This is a genomic window from Spirillospora sp. NPDC047279, assembly GCF_040643285.1.
In the GTDB taxonomy this organism is placed as follows: domain Bacteria; phylum Actinomycetota; class Actinomycetes; order Streptosporangiales; family Streptosporangiaceae; genus Spirillospora.
The window spans coordinates 375,056-389,743 of record NZ_JBEYUA010000009.1 but is presented as its reverse complement, the minus strand read 5'-3'; the positions used below and the strand labels follow the sequence as shown (position 1 = coordinate 389,743).

The window sequence follows — 14,688 nt, the reverse complement described above, 5'->3', positions numbered from 1 at the left end:
GGAGAGATCATTACCCGTTCTTTGGATTTGGGTGGAGAATGCGCGGGTGATCGTGGACAAGGCCATCTATGCGCACGGCGTGCGCCAGGACATCGACGGGGACATCAGCGACGCCTTCGACGCCGCGCGCGCGGAGGGCGACTGCTTCGTGTGGATCGGCCTGTTCGAGCCGGAGGAGGACGAGTTCGAGGAGGTCAAGGAGGAGCTCAAGCTCCATCCGCTGGCCGCCGAGGACGCCGTCTCCGCCCACCAGCGCCCCAAGCTGGAGCGCTACGACGACACCCTCTTCATCGTCCTGAAGTCCCTGGCCTACCACGACGACACCTCCGACATCGAGGTCGGCGAGATCATGTTGTTCCTGGGCAAGGACTTCGTGGTGACGGTGCGGCACGGGCCCGGCAACCCGCTCGGCCCGGTGCGCAAGCGTCTGGAGAACGATCCCGAGCTGCTCAAGCACGGCGCGACCTCGGTGCTCTACGCCGTCTGCGACGAGGTCGTCGACCACTACGGCATCGTCGCGCACGAGGTCGAGCAGGACATCATCCAGCTGGAGAAGGCCGTCTTCGACCCGCGGGCGGCCGACGTCACCGAGGACATCTACTCCCTCAAGCGCGAGGTGCTGGAGTTCCGCACCGCCGAGGACCCGCTGGTCCCGGTGCTCCAGGAGATCGTCCGGGGCCGGGTCGCCGAGTGCGACAGCACCCGCGAGTACTTCCGCGACATCCTCGACCACCTGCTGCGCGTGGACGGCCAGGTCGACGCCCACAACGAACTGCTCAACAGCGTCCTGACCGCGCACGTCGCCCTGCTCGGCAAGCGGCAGAACGAGGACATGCGCAAGATCTCCTCGTGGGCGGCCATCATCGCCGTGCCGACGGCCATCGCCGGGATCTACGGCATGAACTTCGACTTCATGCCCGAGACCAAGTGGAAGATCGGGTATCCGCTGGTCCTCGTCGTGATGTCGATCGCCTGCACCATCGTCTACCGCAAGCTCCGCAAGAACGGCTGGCTCTAGCGCGGCCGGCTCCGGCGCGGCGGGCTCCGGGCGCTCCGGCCTCCGGGCCGTCAGGGGGCCTTGGCGGGCGGGGCGGCGAGCAGGCCGGCCCACAGGTGCGACTCGGCGCCGGCGGACTCCAGCCGGCGGCGGATCCGCTCGACCGTTCCGCCCGTGGGCAGCGCCAGCCAGATCAGCAGGGGGTAGCCGAGCACGAACCCGGCCACGAAGAGCAGCTCGCTGTGCCCGATCATGGCCAGCGGCAGGCTCAGCAGGATGACGCCCTCGGCGAGCGCGAACCGCTGCAGGATCGCCTGGCGGAAGGCCAGCATCGCCGTGTGGACCGCCTGCTCCCGGTCCTGGCCGGGCGACATGGGGCGGGGCAGCCGCGGCCCGGCGAGCGCCGCCAGCAGGGCGACGAGCACGACCGGCGCGTAGAACCACCACGGGGCGTCCCCGAGCCGTCCCTGGCCGTCCCGGACGATCAGCGGCGCGATCAGGCCGATCAGCACCGGGGCGACCAGCAGGACCAGCATCATGACGCGCAGCCGCCCGAGGACGGTCGGGGTGCGCAGCGAGGCGGCGAAGCCCGGATCGTCGGCACGCCCGGCGCCGTAGACGGGCTCGACCGCCGGGCCGCCCTCGCCGGGGTGGGACCCTGGCGAGTACTTCGAGAACTGCGGGGGCGCCATGTCGCCGAACTCTAGCCCGCCGGACGATGAATGGGAACGGTTCGTCAGGTGGCGGAGATCGTGCCCGCGGCCAGCAGGCCCATGATGATGCCGCCGAGCGCCACCCGGTAGTAGACGAAGATCATCATCGAGTGCCGGGTGAGGTACTTCAGCAGCCAGGCGATGCAGGCGTAGCCGACCACGAACGACACCACGGTGGCGACGGCCGTCGGGACGAGCTGCAGGCCGCCCTCGAACGCGTGCCGCATCTCGAAGGCGCCGGACAGGACCACGGCCGGGACCGAGAGCAGGAACGAGTAGCGCGCCGCCGCCTCGCGCGTGTAGCCGAGGAAGAGCGCGCCGGTCATGGTCGAGCCGGACCGCGACGAGCCGGGGATCAGCGACAGGCACTGGAAGGCACCGATGATCAGGCCGTCGCGCAGGTTGAGGTCGGCGACCTCGCGCTTCCGGTTGCCCGCCCACTCGGCGACCATCAGCAGCAGGCCCATGACGATCAGCGAGGTGGAGTTGATCCACAGATTGCGGGACGGACCCTCGATGAAGTCCTTGAAGACCAGCCCGCAGATGCCGATCGGGATGGTGCCGAGACCGATGTACCAGCCCATCCGGGCGTCGTGGTGGTGCCGCAGCTCCGGCGTCCAGAGGCTCTTGGTCCAGGTCGTCAGGATGTTGACCAGGTCGCGCCAGAAGTAGATGATGACGGCCGCCATCGTGCCCAGCTGGATCACCGCCGTGAACGGGGCGCCCGGGTCCTCCCACCCCATGAACTTGGGCACGAAGAGCAGGTGGCCGGAGCTCGAGATCGGCAGGAACTCGGTGAGCCCCTGGACGATTCCGAGCACGGTCGCTTCCACGACGTTCACTTGGTGAGATTCCCCTCAGGCACGATCCGGGCGCGGGCGCACGACCCGAGGGAAGCGTAGCGGTCCCGGGGTGCGCACGGGCCGCGACCGGCGGTGGACCGCTCCGGGCGGACGCTAGATTGGCGCCCCATGGAACACCGTCACCTCGGCCGGAGCGGACTGCGGGTGTCCCGGCTGGGGCTGGGCACCATGACGTGGGGCCAGGACACCGACCCGGACGAGGCGGCCGCGCAGCTGACCGCGTTCGTCGCGGCCGGCGGGACGTTCGTGGACACCGCGGACGTCTACAGCGGCGGTGACAGCGAGCGCATCCTCGGCCACCACCTGCGCGAACTCGTCGACCGGGACGAGATGGTCGTCGCGACGAAGGCGGCGATCAGGCCGGACGGCCGCTACGACGCCTCCCGCCGGCACCTGCTCTCCGCGCTCGACGCCTCCCTCGACCGCCTCGGCATGGAGTACGTCGACCTGTGGCAGCTGCACGTGTACGACCCCTCGACGCCCGTGGAGGAGACGCTCGCCGCGCTGGACGAGGCGATCGTCTCCGGCCGCGCCCGGTACGCCGGGGTGGCCAACTACGCGGGGTGGCAGCTGGCCAAGGCGGCGGCGTGGCAGCGGGCCTGGCCGGGCCGGGCGCCGATCGTGTCGGCCCAGCTGGAGTACTCGCTGCTGCGCCGCGACATCGAGCGCGACGCGGTGCCCGCCGCGATCGACGCCGGCACCGGCCTGCTGCCCTGGTCGCCGCTCGGCCGCGGGGTCCTCACCGGCAAGTACCGCACCGGAATTCCGGCCGACTCGCGTGCCGCGGCTCCGCATTTCGCCGAGTTCGTGCAGCCTTATCTCGATGAGGAGTGCGGGCGGATCGTGGAGTCGGTGGTGACGGCGGCCGAGGGGCTGGGCGTGTCACCGCTCAGCGTGGCGCTGAGCTGGGTGCGCGACCGGCCCGGCGTGGTCGCCCCGATCGTCGGCGCGCGCACCGCGGCACAGCTCGCGGTCGCGCTGGAGAGCGAGGACCTCACTCTTCCCCACTCGATCCGATCCGCCCTGGACGACGTCTCCGACACGACGGCGCACTCCTGACGTCCCATCACGACCACCGCCCACCGATTCCGCCGACGGGGAACCCGAGACCGTGCCTGACCACACCGAGCAGCCCGACAACACCGAGCAGCCCGTCCACGCCGAGCAGTCCGACACCGCCGAGCGATCCGACACCGCCGAGCGGCCCGGCACCGCGCACACCGCGCGGCGGGCCGGCGACGCCGGGCGCTCCGACCTCACCGCACTGTTCGACGCGACCGGCGTGCCCGCCGCCTTCGCCCCCCGCGTCACCGCGCGGCTCGGCGACGACGCGGCCGGGCGGCTGCGCGACGATCCGTGGCGGCTGCTGCGCGTCCCGGGCGTCCAGCCGCCCCAGGCCGACCACTTCGCCCGGCAGGTGCTCGGCGACTCCGCGACGCCGGACGATCCGCGGCGGGGCCGCGCGCTGGTCGAGCACCTGCTCACCGAGGCGGCCCGGCAGGGCCACACCGCCACGCCCGCGGCCGAGGTCGAGTCGGCGCTGGGGAGGTTCCGGGTCCCGGACGCGCGCCGCGCCATCGACGACGCGCTGGACGAGGCCGAGGTGCTCTCGCTGGTCGAGGAGCCCGAGTTCGACGAGTCCATGCTGGAGGACGAGGACGCCGAGCCGCCCGAGCCGGAGGAGTCGCTGGGCCTGGCGCGCTGGGCGCTGCACGAGGAGGCCGCGGCCGAGGGTTTCCAGCGTCTCAACGCCACGGCGGAGCCGCTGCTGGACAACGACGCGATCAAGGAGGCCCGGGCCGGCCTCGCCGAGGACCGGTCGCTCGCCCTCACCGCCTCGCTGCGCACGGGGGTCTGCCTGCTGCGCGGCACGCCCGACGCCCTCGCCGAGACCGCGATCCTGCTCGTCCGCGCCGCCACCGGCCGCGGACTGCGCGCGGCGGTGGTGACGGCGACCGAGCGGGCCGCCGCCGGCCTGCGGGACGAGGCCGGAGACGAGACGCCGGTCGTGGCACTGCACCGGCTGCTCGAACCGCTGGAGGACGCGGCGGCGGCACCGGGCGCGGTGGTGTTCGCGCGGAGCGAGCAGCGGCCGTTCGAGCTCGACCTGGTGGTGCTGCCGGACGCGGCGGGCCTGGACGTCGAGTTCTACGCGGTCCTGGTCGAGGCGTGCGCCGACGGCACGCACCTGGTGCTGGGCGGCGAGCCCGGCGCGCTGCCGCCGAGCGGCCCGGGGCAGGTCCTCGGCGACCTGACGGCGTCGGAGACGGTGCCGGTGGTCGACCTGGAGCCGGCCGCCGCCGACGGGCCCCTGGAGACCCTCACGGCCGCCGTGCGCGGCGGCGACCTGGTCGCGGTGGAGGCGCCGGGCAAGGAGGTCGTCATCGTCCCGGCCGCCGACACCAAGGAGGCGGTGCACCGGGCGGTCCAGCTCGTCACCGACTCCATCCCGCGCGCGCTGGGGATTCCGGTGGAGGACGTCCAGGTGGTGGCGCCCGGCGCGGCCGGTGACGCGGGCACCGGGGCGCTCAACGCCGCGCTGAAGGCCCGGCTCAACCCCGGCCCCGGCGCGTACGGAGGGTTCGACCCCGGCGACCGGGTGGTGGTCGCGGCGCCGCTGCCGCAGGCGGCGATCGGCGAGACCGGGACGGTCACCGGCGCGGCGGACGGCGTGCTGCGGATCGCCTTCACCGGCGGCACCGTCGACGTCCCGGCGGCGCTCACGCCGCGGCTGCGGCACGGCTGGGCGGTGACCGTCGCCCAGGGCCGGGGCACCCGCCGCCCGGCCGTGGTGGCGGTGCTGTCCGAGGGCGCCGGGTTGTCGCGCCCGCTGGTCGCCACCGCCTTCGGCCTGGCGCGACGGCACCTGTCGGTCGTGCAGGCCGCCGGCCCCGCGCTGGCCCGCGCGGTGCGGGAGACGGGCGTGCCGGAGCGGCGGACCCGGCTGGCGCGGCTGGTCGTCCAGTAAGTCACTGTTTACTGTTGGCGCCGATTGGGGCACGATCGCACCGACGGGTGCACCGCGACACCCCTTGTCCCGCGAGCGATCGTTGGACAAGATGTCAACAGGTGCACGACGGCAGCGTGGGGAGTGAAATGGCGCAGGGGCGGCGGCAACGGTTCAGACGGCTCGGTTCGACGACCGCGGTGTCGGCGGGGGCTCTCACTCTGGTGTTCTTCGGGGCACCGCCGGCGTACGCGGGGACCGCGGCCCCGCAGCCCTGCGCGAAGGGGGTCGACCCGGCCACGACCATCGAGAACTGGAAGTGCCAGCTCGGCAACCTGCGCGAGAGCGTGATGCCGTCCAAGACGCCGGCGCCCTCGCCGTCGCCGTCCAAGAAGCCGGCGCTCAAGCCGAGCACGAGCGGCAAGTCGGGCAAGACCTCCTCCGGCTCGGCCCCCAAGTCGCGCTCCACCGGCGGCGGCGGGGGCGGCCAGACGTCGTCCGGCAACGGCCCGTCGGCGCTCAGCCGGCCCGGGTCCGTCCAGCCGTACACCGACGTGCCCAGCGCCGCGCCCAACCTGCCGGGCGTGCTGCCCACGCCCGAGATCGCCGCGGACCCGCGCGCCTACCTCCAGCGCCCCGCGGGCGGTGCCACGCCGCAGACCCGCCTGATCTCGCCGGTCGCCTCCTCCGAACGCGACGACGCGCAGATGGCGTGGGTCGCCGCGGCGGCCGCCGCCGCCGGCGCCGTGGGCGCGCTCAACCTCAGCGTGCTGGGCCGCGGCATACGCCGCCGCACCGAGTCCGGCCGCTGACCAGCGAACCACGCACGCGAGCGCGCGACCTGGTCGTGAGGCAAGCCGAAGGCGAAGCCCCACGAGAGATCGCGAAGCGATGTCGCGCTCGCCGCTTCGCGGTTCGGGGCCGAGGCCGCCAGGGCTCGGCCCCGAGGCCGCGAAGAAATCAACTCAGCCGGGGGCGCCGATGGCGTGCAGCCCGCCGTCGACGTGCACGATCTCGGCGGTGGTGGCCGGGAACCAGTCCGACAGCAGCGCCACGCAGGCGCGCGCCGTCGGGTCGCTGTTCTTGACGTCCCAGCCGAGCGGCGCGGCCTGCGGCCACATCTCGACCATGCCCTCGAAGCCGGGAATGCTCTTGGCCGCCATGGTGGCCAGCGGGCCGGCCGCGACCAGGTTGACCCGGATGCCCTGCGGGCCGAGGTACTTGGCGAGGTAACGGGCGCACGACTCCAGGCCCGCCTTGGCCACGCCCATCCAGTCGTAGACCGGCCATGCCTTGGTGGCGTCGAAGTCGAGGCCGACGACCGCGCCGCCCTCCTTCATCAGCGGCAGGCAGGCCACGGTGAGGGACTTCAGGGAGTAGGTCGAGGCGTGCACCGCCGTCGCCACGTCCTCCCAGGGCGTCTCCAGGAAGTTGCCGCCGAGCGCGCTCTGCGGCGCGAACCCGATCGCGTGCACCACGCCGTCGAGCCGGTCGAAGCCCACCTCCGCGAGCCTGGTGGCCAGCGTGTCGAGGTGCTCGGTGTTCATCACGTCCAGCTCGATCACCGGCGGCGGGTCGTCCGGGCCGGACGGCAGCCGCTTGGCGGTGCGCTGCGTCAGCGTCGGCCGCGGGTAGGCGGTGAGCACGACCTCGGCGCCCTGCTCCTGCGCGACGCGCGCGACGTGGAAGCCGATGGAGGCGTCGGTGAGGACGCCGGTGACCAGGATCCGCTTGCCTTCGAGGATTCCCATGAGTCAGTGCCCCAATCCAGGTACGGCCCGCCGTCCTGACGGCAGGGCACGCTTCCAGTCCAGCCCGTGCAAGTCAGTGCCCCAATCCAGGTACAGCCCGCCGTCCTGACGGCAGGGCACGCTTCCAGTCCAGCCCGTGCAAGTCAGTGCCCCATTCCCAGGCCGCCGTCCACCGGGATCACGGCGCCGGTGATGTAGGCGGCGTCCTGGCCGGCGACGAACGCGACGGCCTTGGCGATCTCTTCGGGCCTCGCGATCCGGCCCAGCGGGATCGCGGCCGTGATGCCGGCCTTCTGGTCGTCGGTCAGCGCGTCGGTCATGTCGGTCTCGACGAAGCCGGGCGCGACCACGTTGACCGTGATGCCGCGGGAGCCGAGCTCGCGGGCGAGCGACCGGGCGAAGCCGACCATGCCCGCCTTGGAGGCGGCGTAGTTGGCCTGGCCCGGCGAGCCCAGCAGCCCGACGACCGAGGAGACCAGGACGATCCGGCCCGAGCGCTTGCGCATCATGCCCTTGACGCCGCGCTTGGCCACCCGGAACGCGCCGGTCAGGTTGGTGTCCAGCACCGAGGTGAAGGACTCCTCGCTCATGATCGCCAGAAGCGTGTCCTTGGTGATCCCGGCGTTGGCCACGACCACCTCGACCGGCCCCTGCTCCGCCTCGACCTTGGCGAACGCGGCGTCCACGTCCTCCATGCTCGTGACATCGCACCTGACGCCGAACAGGCCCTCGGGCGGCTCCCCGGACCGGTAGGTGACCGCGACCGCGTCACCTCCGGCGGCCAGCTCGCGGGCGATGGCGAGGCCGATGCCCCGGTTACCGCCGGTCACGAGGACAGAGCGACTCATGTCGTACCTCTCGTCGTCAGCTGGGTCACAACACCGGTGAGCGTATCGGCCCGGGCTCCGCGAGGAGATGTGGCTTCCCGACAAGATCCTGTCTCCCGGCTTTGTTCAGGCCGGGTTCGCGGGCCCACGGGGTAAGTTGCGGAAGGTGCATGACATCGATCCCGAATTCGCGGCGCTGCCGCTGCGCGCGCTCGCCGACGCCGCGCTGAGCCGGGCCCGGGAGCTGGGCGCCGAGCACGCCGACTTCCGGCTGGAACGTATCCGAAGCCAGACGCTCCGCCTCCAGGACGCCGCGCTGGAGACGGCGCTGGACGCCGACGACGTGGGCCTGTCGGTCCGCGTGGTCAAGGACGGCACCTGGGGCTTCGCCGCGGGCATCGACCTGACGCCCGAGGGCGCCGCCAGAGTCGCCGCGCAGGCCGTCGAGGTGGCGGCGGTGGCCCGCGCGGTCAACCGCGAGCCGATCGAGCTGGCCGCCGAGCCGGTGCACGGCGAGCGGACGTGGGTCTCGGCGTACGAGACCGACCCGTTCACGGTGCCGACCGGCGACAAGGTCGCGCTGCTGGCCGACTGGAGCCGGCGCCTGCTCGGCGACGACCGCGTCGACCACGTCGACGCGTCCCTGCTCCAGGTCAAGGAGAACAAGTTCTACGCCGACCTGCGCGGCACGGTCACCACCCAGCAGCGGGTCCGGCTGCACCCGGCCGTCACCGCGGTCGGCATCGCCGACGGCACGTTCGACACCATGCGCACCCTGGCGCCGCCGGTCGGCCGCGGCTGGGAGTGGCTGACGGGCGGCCACTGGGACTGGGACGCCGAGCTGGCGCGGATGCCCGAGCTGCTGGCCGAGAAGCTGGCGGCGCCGTCGGTCGAGCCGGGCGTCTACGACGTGGTGGTCGACCCGTCCAACCTGTGGCTGACCATCCACGAGTCGATCGGCCACGCCACCGAGCTGGACCGGGCGCTCGGCTACGAGGCGGCCTACGCGGGCACCTCGTTCGCCACGCCGGACAAGCTGGGCTCGCTGCGGTACGGGTCGGACGTCATGAACGTGACCGGCGACCGGACGGCCGAACACGGCCTGGCCACCATCGGCTACGACGACGAGGGCGTCGAGGGCCAGTCGTTCGACATCATCAGCGGCGGCCGGTTCACCGGCTACCAGCTCGACCGGCGCATCGCCCGCCTGACCGGGCAGGACCGCTCGAACGGCTGCGCCTTCGCCGACGCGGCGTCCAGCATGCCGCTGCAGCGCATGGCGAACGTGTCGCTCCGGCCCGCGCCCGGCGGCCCGAGCACCGACGAGCTGATCTCCGGCGTCGAGCGCGGTGTCTACATCGTCGGCGACAAGAGCTGGTCGATCGACATGCAGCGCTACAACTTCCAGTTCACCGGCCAGCGGTTCTACAGGATCGAGAACGGCCGGCTGGCGGGCCAGCTGCGCGACGTGGCCTACCAGGCCACCACCACCGACTTCTGGAACTCCATGGAGGCCGTCGGCGGCCCGCAGACCTACGTGCTGGGAGGCGCGTTCAACTGCGGCAAGGGCCAGCCGGGCCAGGTCGCGCCGGTCAGCCACGGCTGCCCGTCCGCGCTGTTCCGCGGGGTCAACATCCTCAACGCCCTGAAGGAGGCCGGCCAGTGAGCACCATCAGGCCGCAGGAGGCCGTCGAACGGGCGCTGGCGTTGTCGCGCACCGACGACTGCGTCGTCATCGCCGACGAGTCCAGCACCGCCAACCTGCGCTGGGCGGGCAACACGCTGACCACCAACGGCGTCACCCGGTCCAGCCGGCTGACCGTCGTCGCGCTGGCGAAGAAGGGCGACGGCGTCGCCACCGGGGTGGTGTCCCGGGCCGCGGTGGGCGTGGACGACATCGAGGACCTGGTCCGGTCCGCCGAGCGCGTCGCGGCGGGCAGCGAGCCCGCCGAGGACGCCGCGCCGCTGATCACCGAGGGCGCCGCGGGCGGCGACTGGGACGCGAGCCCGGCCGAGACGGGCATCGGCGTCTTCACCGACTTCGCGCCCGCGCTCGGCGAGGCGTTCGGCCGGGCCGCGGCGGCCGACCGCAAGCTGTACGGCTTCGCCAACCACGTGCTGACGTCCTCGTTCGTCGGCACCTCGGCCGGCCTGCGGCTGCGGCACGACCAGCCGACCGGGCTGCTGGAGGTCAACGCCAAGGGCGGCGGCGGCTCGGCCTGGTCGGGCGTGGCCACCCGCGACTTCACCGACGTCGACGTGCCGCGCCTCACCGGCGACCTGGCCCGCCGGCTGGAGTGGGGCGAGCGCCGGATCGACCTGCCCGCCGGGCGCTACGAGACGATCCTGCCGCCGAGCGCGGTCGCCGACCTGATGATCTACCTCTACTGGTCCGCGGGGGCGCAGGACGCGCACGACGGCCGCACGGTGTTCAGCGCGCCGGGCGGGGGCACCCGCGTCGGCGACAAGCTGGCGAGCCTGCCGATCCGGCTGTCCAGCGACCCGGGGGCCGCCGGTCTGGAGTGCGCCCCGTTCGTGGTCGCGCACGCCTCGAGCCGCGAGTCGTCGGTGTTCGACAACGGCCTGGGCCTGGGCGCCACCGACTGGATCTCCGACGGCACGCTCACCGCGCTCACCCAGACGCGCCGGTCGGCCGAGCGCACCGGGCTGCCGCTCACCCCGGCCATCGACAACCTGACGCTGGCCGGGCCGGAGGGCAGCACGGCGACGCTGGAGGAGATGGTCTCCCGCACCGAGCGCGGCCTGCTGCTCACCTGCCTCTGGTACATCCGCGAGGTCGACCCGCAGCGCCTGCTGCTCACCGGGCTCACCCGCGACGGCGTCTACCTCGTCGAGAACGGCGAGGTGGTGGGCGCGGTCAACAACTTCCGGTTCAACGAGAGCCCGGTCGACCTGTTGTCGCGGCTGACCGAGGTGGGCGCGACGGCCCCGACGCTCCCCCGCGAGTGGTCGGACTACTTCACCCGTACGGCCATGCCCGCGGTGCGGGTGCCGGACTTCAACATGTCCACGGTCTCCCAGGCGAGCTAGCGCGCCGGGCGCGTCCCCTCCGGGGAGCGTGCGCCGCACCGTCCGGCCGGGCCCCCTCCAGGGCCCGGCCGGACGGCCGTCAGGAGTCCTCCAGGCGGAAGCCGACCTTGATGCCCACCTGGAAGTGGGCCACCTCGCCGTCGACGATCTGGCCGCGGACCTCGGTCACCTCGAACCAGTCCAGATGCCGCAGCGTCTCGGACGCGCGCCTGATCCCGTTCCGCACCGCCTGCTCGACGGAATCGGGCGAGGTCCCGACGATCTCGGTCACCCGGTACGTCCGGTCTGTCATGTGCCCTCCCTGGTGTCGCCTCTCAAGCCCCTTGGGCTTACCGTGGAATGGTGAAGGTCATTCCCCGCCGGCAGGCGGCTCAGGCCCCGGTCTACACGGTCACCAACGCACCGCGCCCGATGTCGCAGGACATCGGCTACCGGCAGCGGCGCTACCTGATCTCGATGAGCATTCGCACGGGCTGCTTCGTGGGCTCCGTGATCGCCGCGATGGCCGGCGCCCCGCTCTGGGTCGTCGGGCTCATGGTGGTGGGAGCGGTGTTCCTCCCCTACGTCAGCGTGATCTTCGCCAACGGCGGCCGCGAGCCGGTCGCGGCGGCCCGGTACTCCGATCCGGAGGGCACGCACCACAAGCCACTTTCCGGACAGCGGCCAGAAATCGGGTCGTGACATTCTCTTGACTCACCGCGGGGGGTTTCGGTGTACGATTTGTACCGGCGCTCTGGTCCCCCGTCGGAGCGCCCGTGCCGGTGTTCCGGGCCCCCGTCGGAACACCGATGATGCGACGCCGGGTGGATTGCCCCCGTATCCACCCGGCGTCGCTTTCAATTTCCAGGGCTTCGCACCAAGGCCCTGATCTGGCGAAACTCCCGCTACGACCGGCCTCCGGCCAGGTCCGCGCAGGTCGCCGCAGCCCCCGCCGCCCGGCCCGGCCGCCCGGCGCCCCCTGAAGCCCTCCGCGCGCCACAGGCCACCCCCAGGCCGCCCTCAGAGCCCCTTGTGGACGCTTTCAAGCCCTGACGCGGCCCCGGGGACGCATTTGACCCTGCGGCGACGCTCAGATTGCCTCGCGGACACGTTCGCCCCCGAACCTCCGCACAAGGTCATGCCCCCGGCCCGGCGGGCCCCGCATCTCCAGGCCCCGAGGGCAAGCCCCCGAGCTGGCCTTGTCCGGCCACGGTCCGAAATCCACCGCACGCGAACTTCTGCCGCGCCCGCGTCGGCCGACTCACCTCATTTGCCACATACCGCTTGACTGCCCGCACCAGTGAGACGAGCATCACACCTGCATCCGTGAGACACATTGTTGATCTGTCTCACAGCCGGCAACGCGTCCTGTCGGCCGGCAGGGAACGGAGAGCGGTGATGAGCGAGCACGGCGATGTGCCCGAATGGCTGCCGGAGGAGCGTCCACCGGCGGAACGCCCCCCGGTGGAGCGGCCCGCACCCGGAGATCCCGGCCCGCCGCGCATGTTCCTGGGCATCTCCGACGCCGGAGGCGGCCCGCTCCCCCGCTCGCCGAGGACCACGCCGCCGCCCGGCCCGTCCCACCTCCCGGCCCCCGTCCCGGCGCGCGACGCGTCCAGCGGCCCGCCCGCCGCGTCCCCGCGGCACGGCCACCGGGCCGGCGGCGCGCACCAGCCGCAGTCCCCGCCCGTCCGGCGTCGGCGCGGGCCGCTGATCGGCACGCTGGCCGGCGCCCTCGGCCTGACCCTCCTCGCAGGCTTGGGCGTCCACGCGCTGACCTCCGGCGACGGCTGCCGGAACGGCGCCCCGGTCGTGCTCACCGTCGCCGCCGCGCCGGGCGTCGCCCCGGTCGTCACGGCGGCCGCCGGCCGGCTCAACGACGCCCGCCGCAAGATCGGGTCCCGTTGTGTCCGCGCCGAGGTCCGCTCCACCGACCCGGTCGCGGTCGCGACGCTGCTGTCCGGCAGCGGGGTCGCCGGGGCCACCCGCCGGCCCGACGTCTGGATCCCCGACTCCTCGTTGTGGCTCGCCCAGGCCCAGGGCGGTTCCGGGCAGGGCGGTTCCGGGCAGGGCGGCTCCGGCCGGGCCGCGACGGCCGGCCCGGTCCGGCGCGGGTCGCTCGCAAGCAGCCCGCTGGTCGTGGCCGTACCGCGCACACTGGCGCTCCGGCTCCGGAGCCTGGGCACCCGGCCCTCGTGGTCGGAGCTGATCCGGGCGGCCTCCGGCACCGCGGGTCCGGCGGGCGGGCCATCGCTCCCCAAGGACCTGGTGAAACTCCAGGTGCCCGACCCCAACCGCACCGCGCCCGGGATGGCCGCGCTGGTCCTGGCCGACCAGCTGCGGTCCGGGGACGAGGCGGACGGGACCACGTCGTTCGCCGGGGTCGTGCGGGCCCTGCGCGAGGGCGTCACCCCTTCGGTCAACGCCGGGTTCGCCTCGTTCCGCCGTGACCGCCAGGGCCGCTACCCGGTCGCGCTGGCGCCCGAGCAGGCGATCTTCGAGTACAACGCGCGCGGCCCCGCCGAACCCGCCGTCGCGCTCTACCCTTCCGAGGGCACTCTCACGATGGACCATCCGATCCTGTTCCTCGGAGCGGACGCCGTCCAGGATCGGGCGAGCCGCCTGTTCGAGGCGGCGCTCGGCGCCAAGGACACCCTTGACGACCTGCGAGAGCTGGGCTTCCGGGCGCCCGACGGGACGGCGCCGGGCACGTTCGGCGCGAAGACCGGGCTCGACCCGCGGGCCCCGCGCACGCTGCCCGCGCCCGCCCCCGCCGCCGTGCGCGCGACGATGCAGGCCTGGGCGCGGTTGTCGCTCAGCATCCGCATGCTGAGCATCATCGACGTCTCGGGCTCCATGGACGACCGGATCGCGCCCGACGTCACCCGCCTCCAGTCGACCGTCCGCACCGCGCAGCAGGGGCTCGCGCTGCTGCCGGACGACAGCGAGCTCGGCCAGTGGGTGTTCTCCACCAACCTCCAGGGCCCGCAGGACTGGCGCGAGCTGGTGAGCGTGGGCCCGCTGGGCGAGCGGGTCGGCTCGGCCACCCGCCGCCAGCTCATGCTGAGCGCCTTCGCGCAGATCCGCGCCAAGAAGAACGGCGACACCGGCCTGTACGACACGATCCTGTCCGCCTACCGCCGGATGAAGCGGAGCTACAAACCCGAGTTCGTGAACTCGATCCTGCTCTGGACCGACGGGCGGAACGACGATCCGGGCGGCCCGTCGCTGGACGCCACGCTGGACGCGCTGCGCCGGGAGGTCGATCCGACGCGGCCGGTGCTGGTGTTCATGTACGGGTTCGGCCAGGGTGTCGACGCGGGGGCGCTCCGGCGGATCGCCCAGGCCACCCGCGGCGACGTCGTCATCGCCGAGACGCCCGAGGAGGTCCGGGAGAACTTCCTCCAGGCCGTCGCGCGGCGGGTGTGCGCGCCCGGCTGCTGAGTCCTGGTGCGAGGCGTTCCGGCGCTCGGCCTTCTTGACCATGGCGAGCCCATTCCCGAGTTGATTCTAGAATCAGATTCGAGGAAACTAGCGTTCTGCTAGATCGCGACGAGAGG

General features: G+C 73.1%; 13 protein-coding genes. 8 read left to right on the top strand and 5 right to left on the bottom strand.

Annotated features, from left to right (window positions below; all coding sequences use genetic code 11):
* Positions 1 to 46: 46 nt before the first annotated feature.
* On the top strand, positions 47 to 1,018 hold the full coding sequence (gene corA / locus ABZ810_RS25005) for a magnesium/cobalt transporter CorA (protein ID WP_358406977.1): 972 nt from the start codon (positions 47 to 49) through the stop codon (positions 1,016 to 1,018).
* Between the two features lie 50 nt (positions 1,019 to 1,068).
* Here corA and ABZ810_RS25000 read toward each other — a convergent pair whose 3' ends face one another.
* Entirely contained in the window at positions 1,069 to 1,689 is a 621-nt protein-coding gene (locus ABZ810_RS25000) for a hypothetical protein (RefSeq protein ID WP_358406975.1), read from the bottom strand.
* Positions 1,690 to 1,733: 44 nt separating this feature from the next.
* Positions 1,734 to 2,552, bottom strand: coding sequence for an undecaprenyl-diphosphate phosphatase (locus tag ABZ810_RS24995; RefSeq protein WP_358406974.1), 819 nt, complete (start codon positions 2,550 to 2,552; stop codon positions 1,734 to 1,736).
* 129 nt (positions 2,553 to 2,681) lie between these two features.
* Between ABZ810_RS24995 and ABZ810_RS24990 the strand changes: the two genes are divergently transcribed.
* The 3 genes from ABZ810_RS24990 (at position 2,682) to ABZ810_RS24980 (ending at position 6,332) form a co-directional block, all read left to right on the top strand.
* Positions 2,682 to 3,632: an aldo/keto reductase gene (locus ABZ810_RS24990; RefSeq protein WP_358406972.1), complete on the top strand. Its 951-nt coding sequence runs from the start codon at positions 2,682 to 2,684 to the stop codon at positions 3,630 to 3,632.
* Between the two features lie 52 nt (positions 3,633 to 3,684).
* Positions 3,685 to 5,541, top strand: coding sequence for a helix-hairpin-helix domain-containing protein (locus tag ABZ810_RS24985; RefSeq protein WP_358406969.1), 1,857 nt, complete (start codon positions 3,685 to 3,687; stop codon positions 5,539 to 5,541).
* Positions 5,542 to 5,642: 101 nt separating this feature from the next.
* Complete coding sequence (locus ABZ810_RS24980) at positions 5,643 to 6,332, top strand: hypothetical protein (protein ID WP_358406968.1); 690 nt, start codon at positions 5,643 to 5,645, stop codon at positions 6,330 to 6,332.
* Positions 6,333 to 6,485: 153 nt separating this feature from the next.
* Here the strand turns inward: ABZ810_RS24980 and fabI are convergent, their stop codons facing one another.
* Positions 6,486 to 7,271, bottom strand: coding sequence for an enoyl-ACP reductase FabI (gene fabI / locus ABZ810_RS24975; protein ID WP_358406967.1), 786 nt, complete (start codon positions 7,269 to 7,271; stop codon positions 6,486 to 6,488).
* 143 nt (positions 7,272 to 7,414) lie between these two features.
* Entirely contained in the window at positions 7,415 to 8,119 is a 705-nt protein-coding gene (locus ABZ810_RS24970) for a beta-ketoacyl-ACP reductase (protein ID WP_358406965.1), read from the bottom strand.
* Between the two features lie 145 nt (positions 8,120 to 8,264).
* Here ABZ810_RS24970 and ABZ810_RS24965 point away from each other — a divergent pair, with 145 nt between their 5' ends.
* Both ABZ810_RS24965 and ABZ810_RS24960 read left to right on the top strand, forming a co-directional pair.
* Complete coding sequence (locus ABZ810_RS24965; RefSeq protein ID WP_358406964.1) at positions 8,265 to 9,764, top strand: TldD/PmbA family protein; 1,500 nt, start codon at positions 8,265 to 8,267, stop codon at positions 9,762 to 9,764.
* Positions 9,765 to 9,769: 5 nt separating this feature from the next.
* Positions 9,770 to 11,149: a metallopeptidase TldD-related protein gene (locus ABZ810_RS24960; protein ID WP_358407074.1), complete on the top strand. Its 1,380-nt coding sequence runs from the start codon at positions 9,770 to 9,772 to the stop codon at positions 11,147 to 11,149.
* Between the two features lie 79 nt (positions 11,150 to 11,228).
* On the opposite strand, the gene ABZ810_RS24955 is transcribed toward ABZ810_RS24960, so the two are convergent.
* A complete protein-coding gene (locus tag ABZ810_RS24955; protein WP_358406962.1) occupies positions 11,229 to 11,441 on the bottom strand; it encodes a dodecin in 213 nt (70 codons plus the stop codon).
* Positions 11,442 to 11,491: 50 nt separating this feature from the next.
* Between ABZ810_RS24955 and ABZ810_RS24950 the strand changes: the two genes are divergently transcribed.
* Positions 11,492 to 11,830, top strand: coding sequence for a DUF3099 domain-containing protein (locus tag ABZ810_RS24950; RefSeq protein ID WP_358406959.1), 339 nt, complete (start codon positions 11,492 to 11,494; stop codon positions 11,828 to 11,830).
* 696 nt (positions 11,831 to 12,526) lie between these two features.
* Positions 12,527 to 14,572 (top strand): substrate-binding domain-containing protein, encoded by a 2,046-nt coding sequence (locus ABZ810_RS24945; protein ID WP_358406957.1) that lies wholly within the window; start codon positions 12,527 to 12,529, stop codon positions 14,570 to 14,572.
* Positions 14,573 to 14,688: the final 116 nt, after the last annotated feature.